Origin of the sequence: Streptomyces collinus (assembly GCF_031348265.1) — a bacterium.
Classification (GTDB): domain Bacteria; phylum Actinomycetota; class Actinomycetes; order Streptomycetales; family Streptomycetaceae; genus Streptomyces; species Streptomyces collinus.
Genome location: NZ_CP133771.1, coordinates 8,562,201 through 8,576,167 on the forward strand (window position 1 = coordinate 8,562,201; position 13,967 = coordinate 8,576,167).

Genomic DNA, 13,967 nt, shown 5'->3' on the forward strand with positions numbered 1-13,967 from the left:
TGCGGTGTCCCTTCGGATGGGTGGGATGGGAGCGGGAGTGGGGACGGGGTTCAGGCGTGCGGGGCGGGCCGGCCGAGCAGCCACAGCGCGCACGCCGACAGACACAGGGCGGCGGCGCCGCAGGCGACTGGCAAGGCGAGGGCGGTGCCTGGTGGCAGCCGGAGGAGGACGACCGCTCCGGCCCCGCCCGCTGCCGTCAGACAGATCCCGGCCGACGACCAGGCCGCCCCGAACGCCTGGAGCAGCAGCGCGGTCCACAGAACGGCCGCGAGCAGCAGCAGGGCGACGGGGTCGGCGCCGGAGAGCAGGGCCGCGGGCAGCAGCGGGGCGAGGTAGGCGAGCAGACAGAGGCCGAGGATGCCGGCCGAGCGCAGCAGGAACCCGGCGGGCGTGGCGGTGGTGCGCAGGGCGGCGACCGACAGTCCGCGGTAGCGGTACAGCAGCCATTCCGCCGGCCCCATGCTCAGCGTCAGCACGATCACCGCGTACGGCTCCTCCCGCCCCTCCAGCAGCACCAGCACCCCCGCGGCCAGTCCGAACAGGCCGTACGGCAGGGACCACAGCAGACGCGGCCGGGCCGCGCCGGCGACGGCCGGGACGGCGAGGACACCCCGAAGGACCAGGCCGGTCACGGTGAGCGTGGCGAGCAGCGCCAGCAGGGGCAGCCCGGCCCGGAGCGCCGGACCCGGCTCCCACCACGGCAGGGCGGCGGCACCCGCGACCAGTGGGCTCAGCGCGGCCAGCAGCAGCCGCTCCCGGCCCAGCACCAGCAGGACACCGGCCGCTGCCAGGTACGCGGACTGCGCCGCGGCCACGAGGGTCACCGGCCCGCCGTCGGCGGGCAGCGCGGCGACCGTCGTCGCCACGACGGCTCCGACGGGCGCGCCGGCCAAAAGGGTACGGCCCGCCTCCCGGCGTCCGATCGCGAGCCGCAGGTGCGCACGGTGGCCGAGCGCCTGCCCCCACGCCCAGGAGACGAGTCCGGCGACGATGAGGGCGGGGGCGTACCCGCCTGCGTTCCACAGCGGCGCGGTCAGCAGGTAGGCGAGACCGGGAAGGGCGAACAGCACGCCCCGCAGCAGACAGCGGACGGTGTCGGGGCGCCACGGGTCGGCCGCCGGGGCGGGTTCGGGGAACGTGCGCGGCACCCGCTCGTACAGCGCGGAGGCGAGGGAGAAGAGGTTCGGGTGGCCGTACCGTTCGTTGATCAGGGAGGCGGACAGTCCCTCCGCCTCCAGCAGGGCGGCCACCTCGTAGGGGTGGACGGCGGGACCTATGCGGTCGGCGAGTTCGGCGGCGAGTTCACTGACCGCTTCGTCGTCGGGACCGCGCCGGGGCAGCCGGATGGCGAGGGTGGCGTCGTCGAGGGCCCAGCGCGGCCGGCGGCGCGGCGGGCGGGTGCCGGCCAGCCGGATGGCCAGCGTGTCCTGCTCGGCACCGCCGGGTTCGAGGGACATCGGCCCGCTCACAGGGCGAGGCTTCCGGAGCCGTGGACGGCCGGGGCGGACGTCCTGACCGTGGTCAGGTCCGTCAACTCCCGCTTTGGATGGGCCAGTTCCAGATAGACGGATCGAAACGTGTCAATGGTCTGCCGGAGGGTGAACTGCTCGATGACCCGCAGCCGGGCCGCCTCGCCCATCGCCCTGCGCCGTCCGGGATCGCCCAGCAGCTCCAGCGCGGCCGCGGCCATCGCCTCGGGATCGCGCGGAGGCACCACGAGCCCGGTGTCTCCGACGGCTTCGCGTACCCCGCCCACGTCGGTGGAGACGGTTGCCCGCCCGCAGGACATCGCCTCGATCAGGGTGAAGGGGAAGCCCTCGCTGATGCTGGAGAGCATCACGACGTTCCCGGCGGCGTAGGCGTCCTTGATGTCGTCGACGCGCCCTTCGAAGGTCACGGCGTCAGCGTGCCCGAGCTCGGCGGCCAGGGTCTCGCAGCGTTCCCGGTAGGCCTCTCCGCCCCGGGGCGTCCCGCCGAACAACCGCAGCCGTGCGTGCGGGAGTCGGGCGCGGACCAGGGCGAAGGCCCGGATGAGGGTCTCCAGATCCTTGATGGGGTCGACGCGGCCCGCCCAGCTGAGGGTCGGGGCGTCAGGTTCGGGGCCGGCCGCAGGGAACGCGGCGGGGTCGACGCCGTTGTAGACCGTGCGGATCGACGCCGGGTCGGCGCCGCCCTCCTCCTCCCACAGCCGGTTGTAGCGGTTGCCCGGTGTGATCAGGGCGGCCCGCCGGTAGCTCTCCTGCGCGAGCAGCCTGAAGAACCCGAGGATCACGGCCTTCACCGGCCAGCGGTAGGGCGCGGTGCGATAGCCGAGGTAGCGCTCGCGCAGGTACACCCCGTGCTCGGTCAACAGCAGTGGGACGCCGTGGTGTTCGAGGGCGGCGAGCCCCGGCAGGACGGCGACCCCGCCGCTCACCGCGTGCGCGACGTCGGACTCGGGCGCCGGGGCGGCCAGCGGACGCAGGGCGTGCTCCAGCAGGGCGGTCGCGGTGAGTGCGTCGTGCAGGGTCGGCTGTGCCTCGCGGACGGCGAGCCCGGGGCGGTTCCACAGCGCGGTGAGGATCGTGACGGCCCGGTCTGCTCGCAGGAAGGGGCTCAGCGTCCCGTCCGACGCGGCGCGTGCCAGTGCGTAGAGGGCGGGTGCGAATCCGTCCTCGGCACGCGGGTCGAGCAGCGCGGCCAGGAACCGCTCGTAGGCGGCGGTGAGTTGGTTGCGGGCCCGGCCACGGGGCGGGCGGCCTTCGGGCGGGGCGCCCCACATGGGGACGGACAGCACACCCGAGACGTGCGCGGGCAGGTCCCACACGACCGGCTCACGTCCGGTTCCGGTGACGGCGATGACGTCGAAGGCGAGGTCGGGCATGCCCTGGACGAGCTGGTCGCACCAGACGCTGACGCCGCCGTGGCTGTGCGGATAGGTGCCTTCGGTGAGCAGGGTGACGCGCGTCGCTCCGGTACCTCGCGCGCCCTGGGGAACGGGCATCGATGTGCTCCACGGCCGAGGAGTGGGGTGGTTCGGGCCGGTCACGGCCGCCCGCCGGGGCGGCCGTGACCTTCGGTCGGTCTTGGGCGGGTGCGCCGTTCAGCCGTCTGCGGTGTGGCCCACCGGATCGGTGACGCCCGCGGGGACCCGGGTCTTCGGCGCGGGGCCGGTGGCCGGGGCGGGTCCGCCGGCGTCGGCGGCCGGAGCCGGGGCGGATGCCGGCAGGGTGAGGGTGAGCGGCTCACCTGTGGAGGGCGTCCAGCCGGACACCGCACCCGCGTACGCCTCGCCGAACGCGGCACCGGCCACCTTGGCGCCGGTGGGCAGGGTCGCGGGCACCGCGAGCCCGTCCGGCGCGTCGACGGTCACGGTGTCGCCGATGCGGTGCGCGGTGACCTCGCCGGCCCGGAGGGCGGCCTGCCAGTCGGCCCGGCGCCGGAGTTCGGTGCCGATGTCCCGCATCCGCGGGTTCACGACGGGGGTGTCCTCCGTGAACAGCGCCTCGTAGTCGTCCAGGACGCCGTTGAGCACAGGGTAGGCGATGCGGTCCTCGGCCAGATTCGACTGGTGGATGAAGTGCGGCTTGGGGTCGTTGGCCAGGACGTGCCCGAGCGCGATCCGCGTCTCCAGCGGCACGATGTGGTCCGCGTAGCCGGTGGCGGCGGACAGCGGCGCCGGCAGACAGGTGGTGGTGGCCGGGTTGTCCTCACAGATGCCGCTGCCCCCCTGGGCGCGGCTGGTGTAGATCCAGTTGTACTCGTCGACCTGCTCGGCCGCCCGCCCGGCGTTGTAGAAGACGTTCATCGGATAGCGGGGCACGGTCGTGGCCGGACCCACCCGACGCTGGGCGGGCTCACGGGAGTTGTCGGAGCCGAGCCAGCCGATGCCGTTGTCGCCGAGGGCGAGCGCCAGGTTGGGGTTGTCCTCCGGCTGTTGCGGCAGCACCTTCATGCCGGAGTGCTCGCCGGTCACCAACTCGTCGTTCACCAGCGGGAGTCCGGCCCTCTCGCCCCAGACCCGGTTGGTGGCGATCTCGTCGGAGATGTCGTTGCGGCTCATCCACCGGGTGCTGCCGTCGGCGTCGGTCGCGCACTTCCAGGGCACCACGGTCGTGTCCTGCACGCAGCCGAGGAAGGGGTGCGAGTAGGTGTGGTTGATCCACCGGAACTCGCCCCGCCGCGCGATCAGCCGGTCGGCGAGCGCGTCGGCGCCGTTGTTGTCCTCCCGGTGGTCGACGCTGCCGGCGCCGTTGTAGGCGAAGTCGAGGGTGAAGTCCTTGTCGTTCTGCCAGTCGACGGCGTGGTCGACGTCGGCGACCGTCATCCGGATCGGGTCGGGTGTCGCGTTCGGGTCCGTGCAGTCGACATCGCCGGGCGTGCAGTTGAGCGTGCTGTTCCATCGGTCGTCGGCGGCGAAGACGTCGTCCACGTGGACGGAGAAGTAGTTCCGTGAGGCGCCCAGGTGCACCCCGCCGGTCATCCACTCCACGATGCCGCGGGCCAGGAGCCGGAACTGCTGCTGGTACTGGTTGTAGACGAAGGTGACGACCAGTTCGCGCCGCCCGTCGTGCCGGTACTCGCCCACCAGCGTGCCCTTGGCCGACTGCCCGGGGATCGTCGCCTGCACGTACGGAGTGAAGTCGGCCCCCGCCACGGGCTTCGACAGGTAGGCGTAACTCTCGCCGACGGTCGGGTCGTTGTCCTCGAAGGGCACCGCCCCGTCGAGATAACCGAAGGGGCCCGACCTGCCGGCGGCGGTCACCTCCGCCCGCTTCCCGTCGATGCTGCCGGAGTAGCCCCCGTGGACCGGGTACTGCAAACCGGCTTCGGGACGCGCGTACGTGTAGGCGTCGACCTGGGGGATGGCGTAAGTCTGCTCGTACGCTGTGAGCGCCGCCATCTCGGCGGAGCCGGCCGGGAACGGGTTGTCGTTGGGCAGCACCACGGCCTGGAATTTGGCGCGCGGCCGGCCGTCGACGATGTCCGCGAGGAAGCCGGCGTCGATCACGGTCCGGCCGGACTGCGTGAGGTCGATCCGGGTGTACGGCGTTCCGGCCGCGGCCAGTTCGGCGGCTATCGCGTCGGTGGACGGGCCGCCGTCGCTCACCACCAGCACCCGCAGATCGACGCGGGGCGTGGTGTCGGCGTGGGCCGCGCCGGCCGGCAGGCCCAGCGCGGCGATGAGCACGCCCACCGTGAGAACGGTGGTGCGTAAGGTCCGCTTCATGCGGTGAGGTCCCCTCCCCGGGCAGGGGCGAGTACGGCTCCCGTGGAGCGGACGCACCCCCTTGCGTGCCGCCGGCGTCCCCCTCAGAAGCCGGTTCGTCACGCATCCGTTCGCGTCACATAGTGATGTCTGTGTGGAGATTTCGCGGTCATGTTGCGGAACATGACGGAAAAGCGCAGGTGTCGAATGGGGTCCATTCGAAAGAGAAGTGATCCGTTCCAGGCTGCCGGACGAGGCCGGACCTGGCGGGCGCGAGGGCCCGGCCTGCTGGTCCGGGCCCTGTGCGGCGTACCGGCGGGCCGGTGGGGCCCGCCGGTCGTCATGCCAGTGGTCCAGACCGGAGCGGATGTCCGGGTGTGGCGGCTTTCAGGTCACGCTCGCCGGTCGCGGACCGGGCGTCAGGGGCAGAGCACTCGCGTCACCGGCGTGTAGACCGGGCCGCCGCTGACGTTCGTGGAGTCGCTGAACTCGGCGTAGAAGTACGAGTAGAAGCCGATGTTGCCGTTGCAGCCGGAGTCGGCGGCGACGTCCAGCGTCAGGGTGACCGTACGGCTCTGGCCGGGCGGGATGGTGGCGCCGTAGTTCGCGCCGAGGTTGGCCGGGCCGGTCCCGGAGCAGGGGGTGGGGCCGTTCGCGGTGGTGAGGCTGCACCCGCTGAAGCCGTACTTCAGATCGGGACGCTGGGTGGTGAGCCAGGTCGGTTCGATCGTCTGGTAGACGAACCAGACGTCGTACGTGTTGTTGTTGGTGATGGTCATCGACAGCTTGACCGAGCCGCCGGGCGTGGTCGTGGCGCTGTCGGTGGTGAAGGTCAGCTCCGCCGGTGCCGGGCCGGCCGCGCTCGCGCCGGGAGCCAGACCGAACACGGCGAGGGCCAGGGCGAGGACGGCGGTGAGACCGAAACGTCTCATCAGGGGTGATCGCATGGCCACGGAGGGTAGGCAGCGGCTGAACGCAGCGTCTGCACCGAAAGGGAGGCCCGGTTCGCCATGCGGCTGGAAGTGTTCATGGTGTGGATGATGCGTGACGAAGGTGTGACGGCCCGGCGGGAGCCGCGTTCGCCCAGGCAGTTGCTGCGCGCAGAGCCGGGGGCGCGGGAGGGGCGCCCTCCACGGCATCCACGGCGCGTGGCCGTGACATTGGCGCGTATCGGATCCGGCCGGCCTCTCCTTCGCCCGTGATCACCCTGGGCTTCTCGGTCATCCGCCGGATTCCGGCCCGCCGAGGGGGCCGGTCAGGACGCTCCGAGGCCGCGCAGCAAGGTGTCGACCACGACGTCCGCCGCCTGCGCGGGGCTCAGATCGGGCATCTGCCGCGATGCGAGGTGCATGAGCTGGGGCAGCAGCGCACCCGCCCACCCCTGCGGGGGCCCGGGCCGCAGAAGTCCCTCCTCCTCGGCGCGCTGGAGGAAGGCGTCCACCTCGCGTATTGAGGCGTCCCGGCGGGCGTGGACACCGTCGTCGGCGAGCATGCGGGCGAGGTCGACGGGCCAGGTGCGGTTGACGGCGATGATGTTCTCGACGTAGCGGTGCAGGGCGACGGCGACGGGGGCTTCGCGCAGCCGGGCGTCCTCGATGGCGTCCTCGATGGCCGCGAGGCGGGCTGAATGGATCGCGGCCAGGAGGTCCTCGCGGGAGGCGAAGCGCCGGTAGACGGTGCGGCGGTCCACACCGGCCTCGGCGGCGATGTTCGCGATGCTCGCTCCCGGGTCGGCGGCGAGCATGCGCGCTCCGGTGGTCAGGACGGCTTCCAGGTTGCGCGCGGCGTCGGCTCTCACCGCACCGAGTCTAGGCGTGCCCTGTGGAGCCTGACGTGTCTATCGCCTCACGCGCGTGAAGGGAGATCGGGGAATCGCTACGCCGATGTAACGGTTAAGCGAGGGCGGAGCCGCCGCGACGGATGCATTCGTCACCTGTCAGAATGGTGACTGCACGCGGAGGGCGTGTGTGCGAGGCTGGTCCCGTGTGGACGGATGCGGGCGAGAAAGGTGATGCGTCATGAGTGATGTCGAGGAGAGGGCCCTGCTTGCGGGTGGCTGTTTCTGGGGGATGCAGGAGCTGATCCGGTCGCTCCCCGGAGTGATCCGCACCCGGGTCGGCTACAGCGGCGACGACGACAAGCCCCACGCCACCTACCGTGACCATGGAAGGCACGCGGAATCGATCGAGATCGTGTTCGATCCGACCGCCACCGACTACCGCGCGATCCTGGAGTACTTCTTCCAGATCCACGACCCGACCACGAGGGACCGGCAGGGCAACGACATCGGCCTGAGCTACCGCTCCGCCATCTTCTATCTCGACGACGAGCAGCGGCGCGTCGCGCAGGACACCATCGCCGACGTCGAGGCGTCCGGGCTGTGGCCGGGCCCGGTGGTGACCGAGGTGGTGCCGGCCGGCGCGTTCTGGGAGGCCGAGCCCGAGCATCAGGACTACCTCCGGCGCTACCCGGACGGCTACACCTGTCACTTCCCGCGCCCGAACTGGCGGTTGCCCAGGCGCGGCTGATCCGGACCGCCGACGTGGCCGGGGAGGGCTCTGCCCTCCCCGGCCACGCGCCGTTTCTCCCGCCTTGTCGGCAGGCATTCGACACGCCGGTGAGTCTGAAAGCATCATAACCGCTACAGTCGAGTGACAGATGTTGCCAGGGCTCGAACTACTCCCCGAGGAGAGACAGCGCATGATCACCTACGACCGGCTGTTCATCGGAGGCTCCTGGGTGGAGTCCGGCGATCCGGAGCTGCTGGACATCACCTCACCGCACGACCGGTCGGTGATCGGGCGTGCGGCCCAGGCGCAGCCCGCCGACGTGGACCGGGCGCTCGCGGCGGCCCGGGCCTCCTTCGAGGCGGGTGGGTGGCGCACGACCCCGCCCGCGCAGCGGATCGCGGTCCTGCGGCGGTTCAACGCACTGCGCGAGCGGGAGGCGGAGAAGATCGCACACCTCATCTCGCTGGAGAACGGCTCGGCGGGATGGTTCACCCGGGCCGGTCAGCCGGGCCTGACCCGTCAGGCCGACGCCTATCTGAAGGCGGCGGAGGAGTTCGGCTGGGAGGAGGCGTTGGTGCCCTCCGACCCGGCGTCCCCGGTGCGCAGCGTGGTGCGCCGCGAGGCGATCGGCGTCGTGGCCGCGGTGATCCCGTGGAACTCCCCCTTCTCCTCCGCCACCACGAAGATCATCCCGGCCCTGCTCGCGGGTAACTCGGTCGTCCTCAAGGTGTCCCCGGAGAACTCGCTGAGCATGGGCTTCCTCGCCGAACTGCTGGAGCGGGTGGGTCTGCCCGAGGGTGTGATCAGTGTTCTGCCCGCGGACCGGGAGACCAGTGAGTACCTCGTGTCGCACCGGGAGGTCGACAAGATCGCCTTCACCGGCTCGACGCGGGCCGGCCGTCGCATCGCCTCGATCGCGGGCGAGCGACTCAAGCGCGTCAGCCTGGAGCTGGGCGGCAAGTCCGCCGCCATCGTCCTGCCGGACGCCGACATCGAGAAGGCGGTCGCGGGCCTGAAGTTCGGCTCCCTGCTCAACAACGGCGAGTCCTGTATCGCCCAGACCCGCATTCTCGCCCCCCGCGGCCGGTACGAGGAGGTCGTGGCCGCGGTGAAGGAACTGGTCGAGTCGCTGAAGGTGGGCGACCCGGGTGACCCCGACACCTTCATCGGTCCGATGATCCGCCCCGACCAGCAGGAGCGGGTGCGCGGCTACATCCGGCTCGGCATCGAGGAAGGCGCCCGCCTCGTCACCGGTGGCCCGCAGATCCCCGAGGGACTGGAGAAGGGCAACTACGTCACCCCCACGGTCTTCGCCGACGTCGACAACTCGATGCGCATCGCTCAGGAGGAGATCTTCGGCCCGGTCCTGGTCGTCATCGCCTACGACGACGAGGACGACGCCGTCCGCATCGCCAACGACTCCGAGTACGGCCTCTCCGGCGGCGTCTGGTCCGCCGACGAGGACCGTGCCCTGGCGGTCGCCCGCCGGGTCCGCACCGGAACCGTCACGGTCAACGGTGCGCCGATCGCCTTCGACGGCCCGTTCGGCGGCTTCAAGGCCAGTGGCATCGGCCGCGAGTACGGCGCGGTCGGCCTGGGGGCCTACACCGAGTACAAGACCATCACCGTCTGATGCCCGCTCACGTCACCGGTTTGACAGGTGACGCCGGGAGGGGCATGCTGATCCTCGTCCGAGGAACCAGCGTGATTCCGCAAGGGAGACCGGTCATGGGCAAGGAACTGTCGACGGACACCGCCGCAGCGGCACGGCACGCGCGGTTCGGCAAGCTCCCCGAGCGCACCCGCTTCGAGGACATGGCCGAGGAGGCGGAAGCCGCACCGAGGGGCGGGGCGAACGCGTACAACCCCGAGGGTTCGTGGAAGTACTACTCGTGCCTCGCGCTCGATCTGGGCCTGTAGACCCCCCTGTCATCCCCCGTGCCCTGGTCAGGGCCCAAACGGTTCGACGGTCCTGCGGGATCCCGGCACGGTGACGCACCATGGCGAATGCCGAGCAGGTGACGGCCGGGGACGTGCACCTCATGCAGGGGCTGGCGCAGCGCGTCGCCGCGGACCGCCCGGACCTGGTCGACATCGACGCGTCGTACGGCGAGTCGGCCCGGAACCGGGACAGGCCGGTGGCGGCGCGAGCCGGCGGCGCCGGATGTGGTTCTCCGGCGAGGGCCGGTCGCATGGGGCCGGGCTCGCCGTCCGCGCCGGGTGAGGCGGAGCGACGGGGCAGTGCAGGACATCACCGGCGACTACCTGGCCCGCCACGCCCATCCCGGCCACGCCGGTCTGGTCGACTAGGTGATCGACTGGTACGACCATGCGGCGGCGGGCATCGAGCGGACGGTGCTGCCGGGCGCCGCCGACGAGTACGCCCAGCGGCGGTGGCGGCGGGCGGTACGTGACCGAACCCGGCCGGCCTCGGCGACAAGGGGACCCGGACCAGCTCGACGAGCGGGACGTCACCGACCTGGAACAGCCGGCACTGCCGGACGGCTTCCGGGAGTTGTCGCGCTACGTGCCGCTCGTCGAGAGCCCGGCCGCAGGCCGAAGCCGGGCGAGAGCGCCTCCGGTGTTCACATGGCCCGAGGGAGCACCCCCGGGCTCAGCGCCGGGCCTGCTCCCGTCGCCCCTGATCCCGTTCCAGGCGCAGCTCGCGGCCCTGCCACCGCCGGCGCAGCCAGCGGTCGTGGCCGGCGACCACGATCGCACCCCGGCCTGCGGTGCCCAGCGCCTCCTCCAGCTCGTCGCACAGCCGCGGCGAGAGGTGATTGGTCGGCTCGTCGAGCAACAGCAGATGCGGCGGACGGGCCACCAGCAGCGCCAGGGCCAGACGCCGGCGTTGCCCCACCGACAAGTGCCCGACGGGCTTGCCCAGATCAGCCTCGTGCAGCAGACCGAGTGAACCCAGCGGCACCTCCTCGGCCCGCTCCGGGCCCACCGACAGCTCGTAGGTCTCCCGGACCGTGCGGTCGAGCCGCCCGAACTCGGTGTCCTGAGCGAGCAGCCCCACCGTCAGCCCGGGCCGCCGGTGCACCTCGCCCTCGGCCGGAAGGTGTCCGGCGAGGACGGCGAGGAGCGTCGACTTGCCCGCCCCGTTGCCGCCCGTGACCAGCAGCCGGTCGGCCGGCGCCACCTCCAGGCCGTCCAGTGCCAGCCGGCCGGCCACCCGCACGTCACACAGGGACACCAACGGGTACGGGCGGTACGGGCCCTCCTCCGAACGCGCGGTGAGTTCCCCGGCCGCGAAGCGCAATGGCCTGGGCGGCTCGGCGACCCGCGTACGCTCCAGTTCCTCCAGCCGGCGGGCGGCGTTCCGCACGCGGCGCGAGATCTGGCTCTGGACCCGGCCCGCCCGGTGGCCGTAACCCATCTTCTCGTTGTCACGCGGCCCCCGGTCCGGGGCGACGCGGCGCGCGGTCACTCCCGCCGAGTGCCGCAGCTCCTCCACCTCCTCCCGCTCCTCGGCGTACCGCCGCTCCCAGCGCTCCCGTTCGGCGCGCTTCTCGCCCAGGTAGGCGCTGTAGTTGCCGCCGTAGCGGACCGGGCCGTCCACGGCGGGGTCGAGGTCGATCAGGTCGGTGCAGACGGCGTCGAGGAAGGCACGGTCGTGACTGGCGAGCACGACGGCCCCGGGGAGGCCGCGGAGTTGCTCCTCCAGGAAGGCGGCGGCACCGTCGTCGAGATGGTTGGTCGGCTCGTCGAGCAGCAGCGCCGGCGGGCGCCGGACCAGCAGCGCGGCCAGGGCCAGCCGGCCGCGCTGCCCGCCGGAGAGCGATCCGAGCGTGCGGTCGTGCCCGAACGCGCCGAGGCCCAGGCCCTCCAGTACCAGGGCGGCGCGCCGGTCGGCGTCCCAGGACTCGCGGTCCTGGGCCCGCTCCAGCCGCCTGCCATAGGCGTCGAGCAGTTCCTGGTGACCGGGGTCCTCCTCGGGGACGCGGGCCAGTTCTTCGCTGAGCCGTTCCAGCTCCGCGAGGTCCTCTCGGGCCTCCCGCAGCGCTTCGTCCAGCACCGCGGCGATGGTCGAGGCCGTGTCGAAGGGCATCTCCTGGTGCAGGAAGCCGAGGCCGTCAGGGCGGGAGACGGTTCCCACGTCGGGTTCGTCCACACCGGCGAGCAACCGCAGCAGGGTGGACTTGCCGACGCCGTTCTCCCCGATGAGACCGATCCGGTGGCCGGGGGAGGCGGTCAGGCAGACGCCGTCGAGCACACGGCGGCCGCCCAGGGAGCGGACGAGGTCATGGGCGAGCAGGGCAGGCTGGGGCACGGGTATCCGTCCGGAAAGTGATCGAGGGGTCGGCCCGCCGGGCGCACGGCCGCGGACGCGGGCCATCGCACATGCCGACGCCTCACACCCCGGGACCTCCCGTCTCCGTGAGCGTGCCGTCCGCGAGGCGCAGCCGGCGGTCCACCCCGATCTCGGCGAGGAACCTCTCGTCGTGACTGATCACCATGAAGGCGCCCTGGTAGGAGTTGAGCGCGCTCTCCAACTGGCGTGCGCTGACCAGGTCGAGGTTGTTGGTCGGCTCGTCCAGCAGCAGCAACTGGGGAGCCGGTTCGGCGCACAGCACGCAGGCCAGGGTGGCGCGCAGCCGTTCGCCGCCGGAGAGCAACCCCGTCGGCAGGTGCGCCCCGGACCCCCGGAAGAGGAAGCGGGCGAGCAGGTTCATGCGCTCCGCCTCGGGTCGCTCCGGGGCGTACGCGGCGAAGTTCTCCGCCACGGTGCGCTCCAGGTCCAGCAGGTCCAAGCGCTGCGAAAGGTAGGCGATACGCCCGTCGTTGCGCCTGATCTCCCCGCTGTCCGGGGCGAGTTCGCCGGTGATCAGACGCATCAGGGTGGTCTTTCCGGCGCCGTTCGGTCCGGTCAGCGCGATGCGCTCGGGGCCCCGGACCGTCAGATCGACACCCTGCTCCGCGAACACCTGCCGGCCCCCGAGCCGTACCTGCATCCCTTCGCCGAGGAAGAGGTTGCGGCCGGCGGGCACCTGGGTGCCGGGCAGGTCCAGGGTGAGCCGCTGCTCCTCGCGCACCGCGCGTCCGGCCTCGTCGAGGCGGTTCCTGGCCTCGACGACCCGGGCCGAGTGCATCTGGCCGGCCCGGCCGGCGGACTCCTGTGCGCCCCGCTTCATGGTGCCGGCGAAGATCCGCGGCAGGCCGGCGCTCTTGAGGTTGCGGGCGGCGTTGCTCGCGCGGCGCTCGGCCCGTTCACGGGCCTGCTGCATCTCGCGCTTCTCCCGCTTCAGCTCCTGCTCGGCGTTGCGGACCTTCTTCTCGGCCACCTCCCGCTCGGCACGAACGGCTTCCTCGTAGGCGGTGAAGTCGCCGCCGTAGAAGCGCAGTTCTCCACTGCCGAGTTCGGCGATGCGTTCCATGCGGTCGAGCAGGGCGCGGTCGTGGCTGACCAGCAGCAGACAGCCGGTGAAGTCCGACAGCACGTCGTAGAGCTTGTGCCGGGCCTCCAGGTCGAGGTTGTTGGTCGGCTCGTCGAGCAGCAGGACGTCGGGACGCTTGAGCAACTGGGCAGCGAGGCCGAGCGAGACGACCTGGCCGCCGCTGAGCGTGCTCAGGCTGCGGTCCAGGGCGAGACCGGCCAGGCCCAGACGGTCGAGCTGGGCCCGCGTGCGCTCCTCGATGTCCCAGTCGTCGCCGATGACCGTGAAGTGCTCCTCGCTGACGTCGCCGGACTCCACGGCGTCCAGGGCGCGGATCACGGCGTCGACGCCGAGGACCTCGGCGACGGTGAGGTCGCCGGTCAGGGGGAGGTTCTGCGGGAGATGGCCCAGCGTCCCGCCGACCGACAACGAGCCGTTGCTGGGGCGGAGTTCACCGGCGATCAGCTTCAGCAGCGTGCTCTTGCCGGCGCCGTTCGGAGCGACCAGGCCCGTACGGCCGGTCATGACGGTGAAGGACAGGTCGCTGAAGACCGGGGTGTCGTCGGGCCAGGAGAAGGACAGGTTCGAGCACACGACGGCGGCGTCGGACATGGAGATGACCTCGAAGGAACCACGGACAGAGAGAGCTCTGCCCTGAGCAGACGTGGGAGAAGGGGGTATGACGAACCGGCCACTTCGGCGGCGCTTCCTCAGCGCGTCCGGTGGCCGTCAGATCCGGGTCTCACCCGGAGATGTCGTCTTCACCCACCACGTCTGTGACTCCTCGATGCACGGTCAACGACAAAGGCAAGGAGATCTTCTCCTTGCCTCTCTCAAGTTATAGCGCACAGGGGGGCTTGCGGCAAGGCCCGGGTGGCGGCGCAGAAT

Annotated in this window: 10 protein-coding genes; 3 read left to right on the forward strand and 7 right to left on the reverse strand. The window is 71.9% G+C overall.

Features of this window, described 5'->3' with window-relative positions; translation table 11 throughout:
- Nucleotides 1-50: 50 nt before the first annotated feature.
- The 5 genes from RFN52_RS38670 to RFN52_RS38690 all read right to left on the reverse strand — a co-directional run bounded on the left by RFN52_RS38670 (nucleotide 51) and on the right by RFN52_RS38690 (nucleotide 6,932).
- Nucleotides 51-1,469 (reverse strand): hypothetical protein, encoded by a 1,419-nt coding sequence (locus RFN52_RS38670; protein ID WP_184853565.1) that lies wholly within the window; start codon nucleotides 1,467-1,469, stop codon nucleotides 51-53.
- Nucleotides 1,466-2,983: a GT4 family glycosyltransferase PelF gene (pelF, locus tag RFN52_RS38675; RefSeq protein WP_184853566.1), complete on the reverse strand. Its 1,518-nt coding sequence runs from the start codon at nucleotides 2,981-2,983 to the stop codon at nucleotides 1,466-1,468. Before pelF ends, RFN52_RS38670 begins: the two co-directional genes overlap by 4 nt.
- 99 nt (nucleotides 2,984-3,082) lie before the next feature.
- Nucleotides 3,083-5,209, reverse strand: coding sequence for a hypothetical protein (locus tag RFN52_RS38680; RefSeq protein WP_184853567.1), 2,127 nt, complete (start codon nucleotides 5,207-5,209; stop codon nucleotides 3,083-3,085).
- Between the two features lie 398 nt (nucleotides 5,210-5,607).
- Nucleotides 5,608-6,135, reverse strand: coding sequence for a hypothetical protein (locus tag RFN52_RS38685; protein ID WP_184853568.1), 528 nt, complete (start codon nucleotides 6,133-6,135; stop codon nucleotides 5,608-5,610).
- Between the two features lie 308 nt (nucleotides 6,136-6,443).
- Nucleotides 6,444-6,932, reverse strand: a complete 489-nt coding sequence (locus RFN52_RS38690; RefSeq protein WP_184854204.1) for a TetR/AcrR family transcriptional regulator — start codon at nucleotides 6,930-6,932, stop codon at nucleotides 6,444-6,446.
- Nucleotides 6,933-7,206: 274 nt separating this feature from the next.
- On the opposite strand from RFN52_RS38690, the gene msrA reads away from it, so the two are divergent.
- The 3 genes from msrA to RFN52_RS38705 all read left to right on the forward strand — a co-directional run bounded on the left by msrA (nucleotide 7,207) and on the right by RFN52_RS38705 (nucleotide 9,618).
- Nucleotides 7,207-7,716 carry a peptide-methionine (S)-S-oxide reductase MsrA gene (gene msrA / locus RFN52_RS38695; protein WP_184853569.1) on the forward strand — a complete coding sequence of 170 codons (510 nt, stop codon included), beginning with the start codon at nucleotides 7,207-7,209 and terminating at the stop codon, nucleotides 7,714-7,716.
- Nucleotides 7,717-7,888: 172 nt separating this feature from the next.
- Nucleotides 7,889-9,331 (forward strand): aldehyde dehydrogenase, encoded by a 1,443-nt coding sequence (locus RFN52_RS38700; RefSeq protein ID WP_184853570.1) that lies wholly within the window; start codon nucleotides 7,889-7,891, stop codon nucleotides 9,329-9,331.
- Between the two features lie 95 nt (nucleotides 9,332-9,426).
- Entirely contained in the window at nucleotides 9,427-9,618 is a 192-nt protein-coding gene (locus tag RFN52_RS38705; RefSeq protein WP_184853571.1) for a hypothetical protein, read from the forward strand.
- 694 nt (nucleotides 9,619-10,312) lie between these two features.
- On the opposite strand, the gene RFN52_RS38710 is transcribed toward RFN52_RS38705, so the two are convergent.
- Both RFN52_RS38710 and RFN52_RS38715 read right to left on the reverse strand, forming a co-directional pair.
- Nucleotides 10,313-11,974, reverse strand: a complete 1,662-nt coding sequence (locus RFN52_RS38710) for an ABC-F family ATP-binding cassette domain-containing protein (RefSeq protein WP_184853572.1) — start codon at nucleotides 11,972-11,974, stop codon at nucleotides 10,313-10,315.
- 82 nt (nucleotides 11,975-12,056) lie between these two features.
- Nucleotides 12,057-13,691 (reverse strand): ABC-F family ATP-binding cassette domain-containing protein, encoded by a 1,635-nt coding sequence (locus RFN52_RS38715; protein WP_184853573.1) that lies wholly within the window; start codon nucleotides 13,689-13,691, stop codon nucleotides 12,057-12,059.
- Between the last annotated feature and the right edge of the window lie 276 nt (nucleotides 13,692-13,967).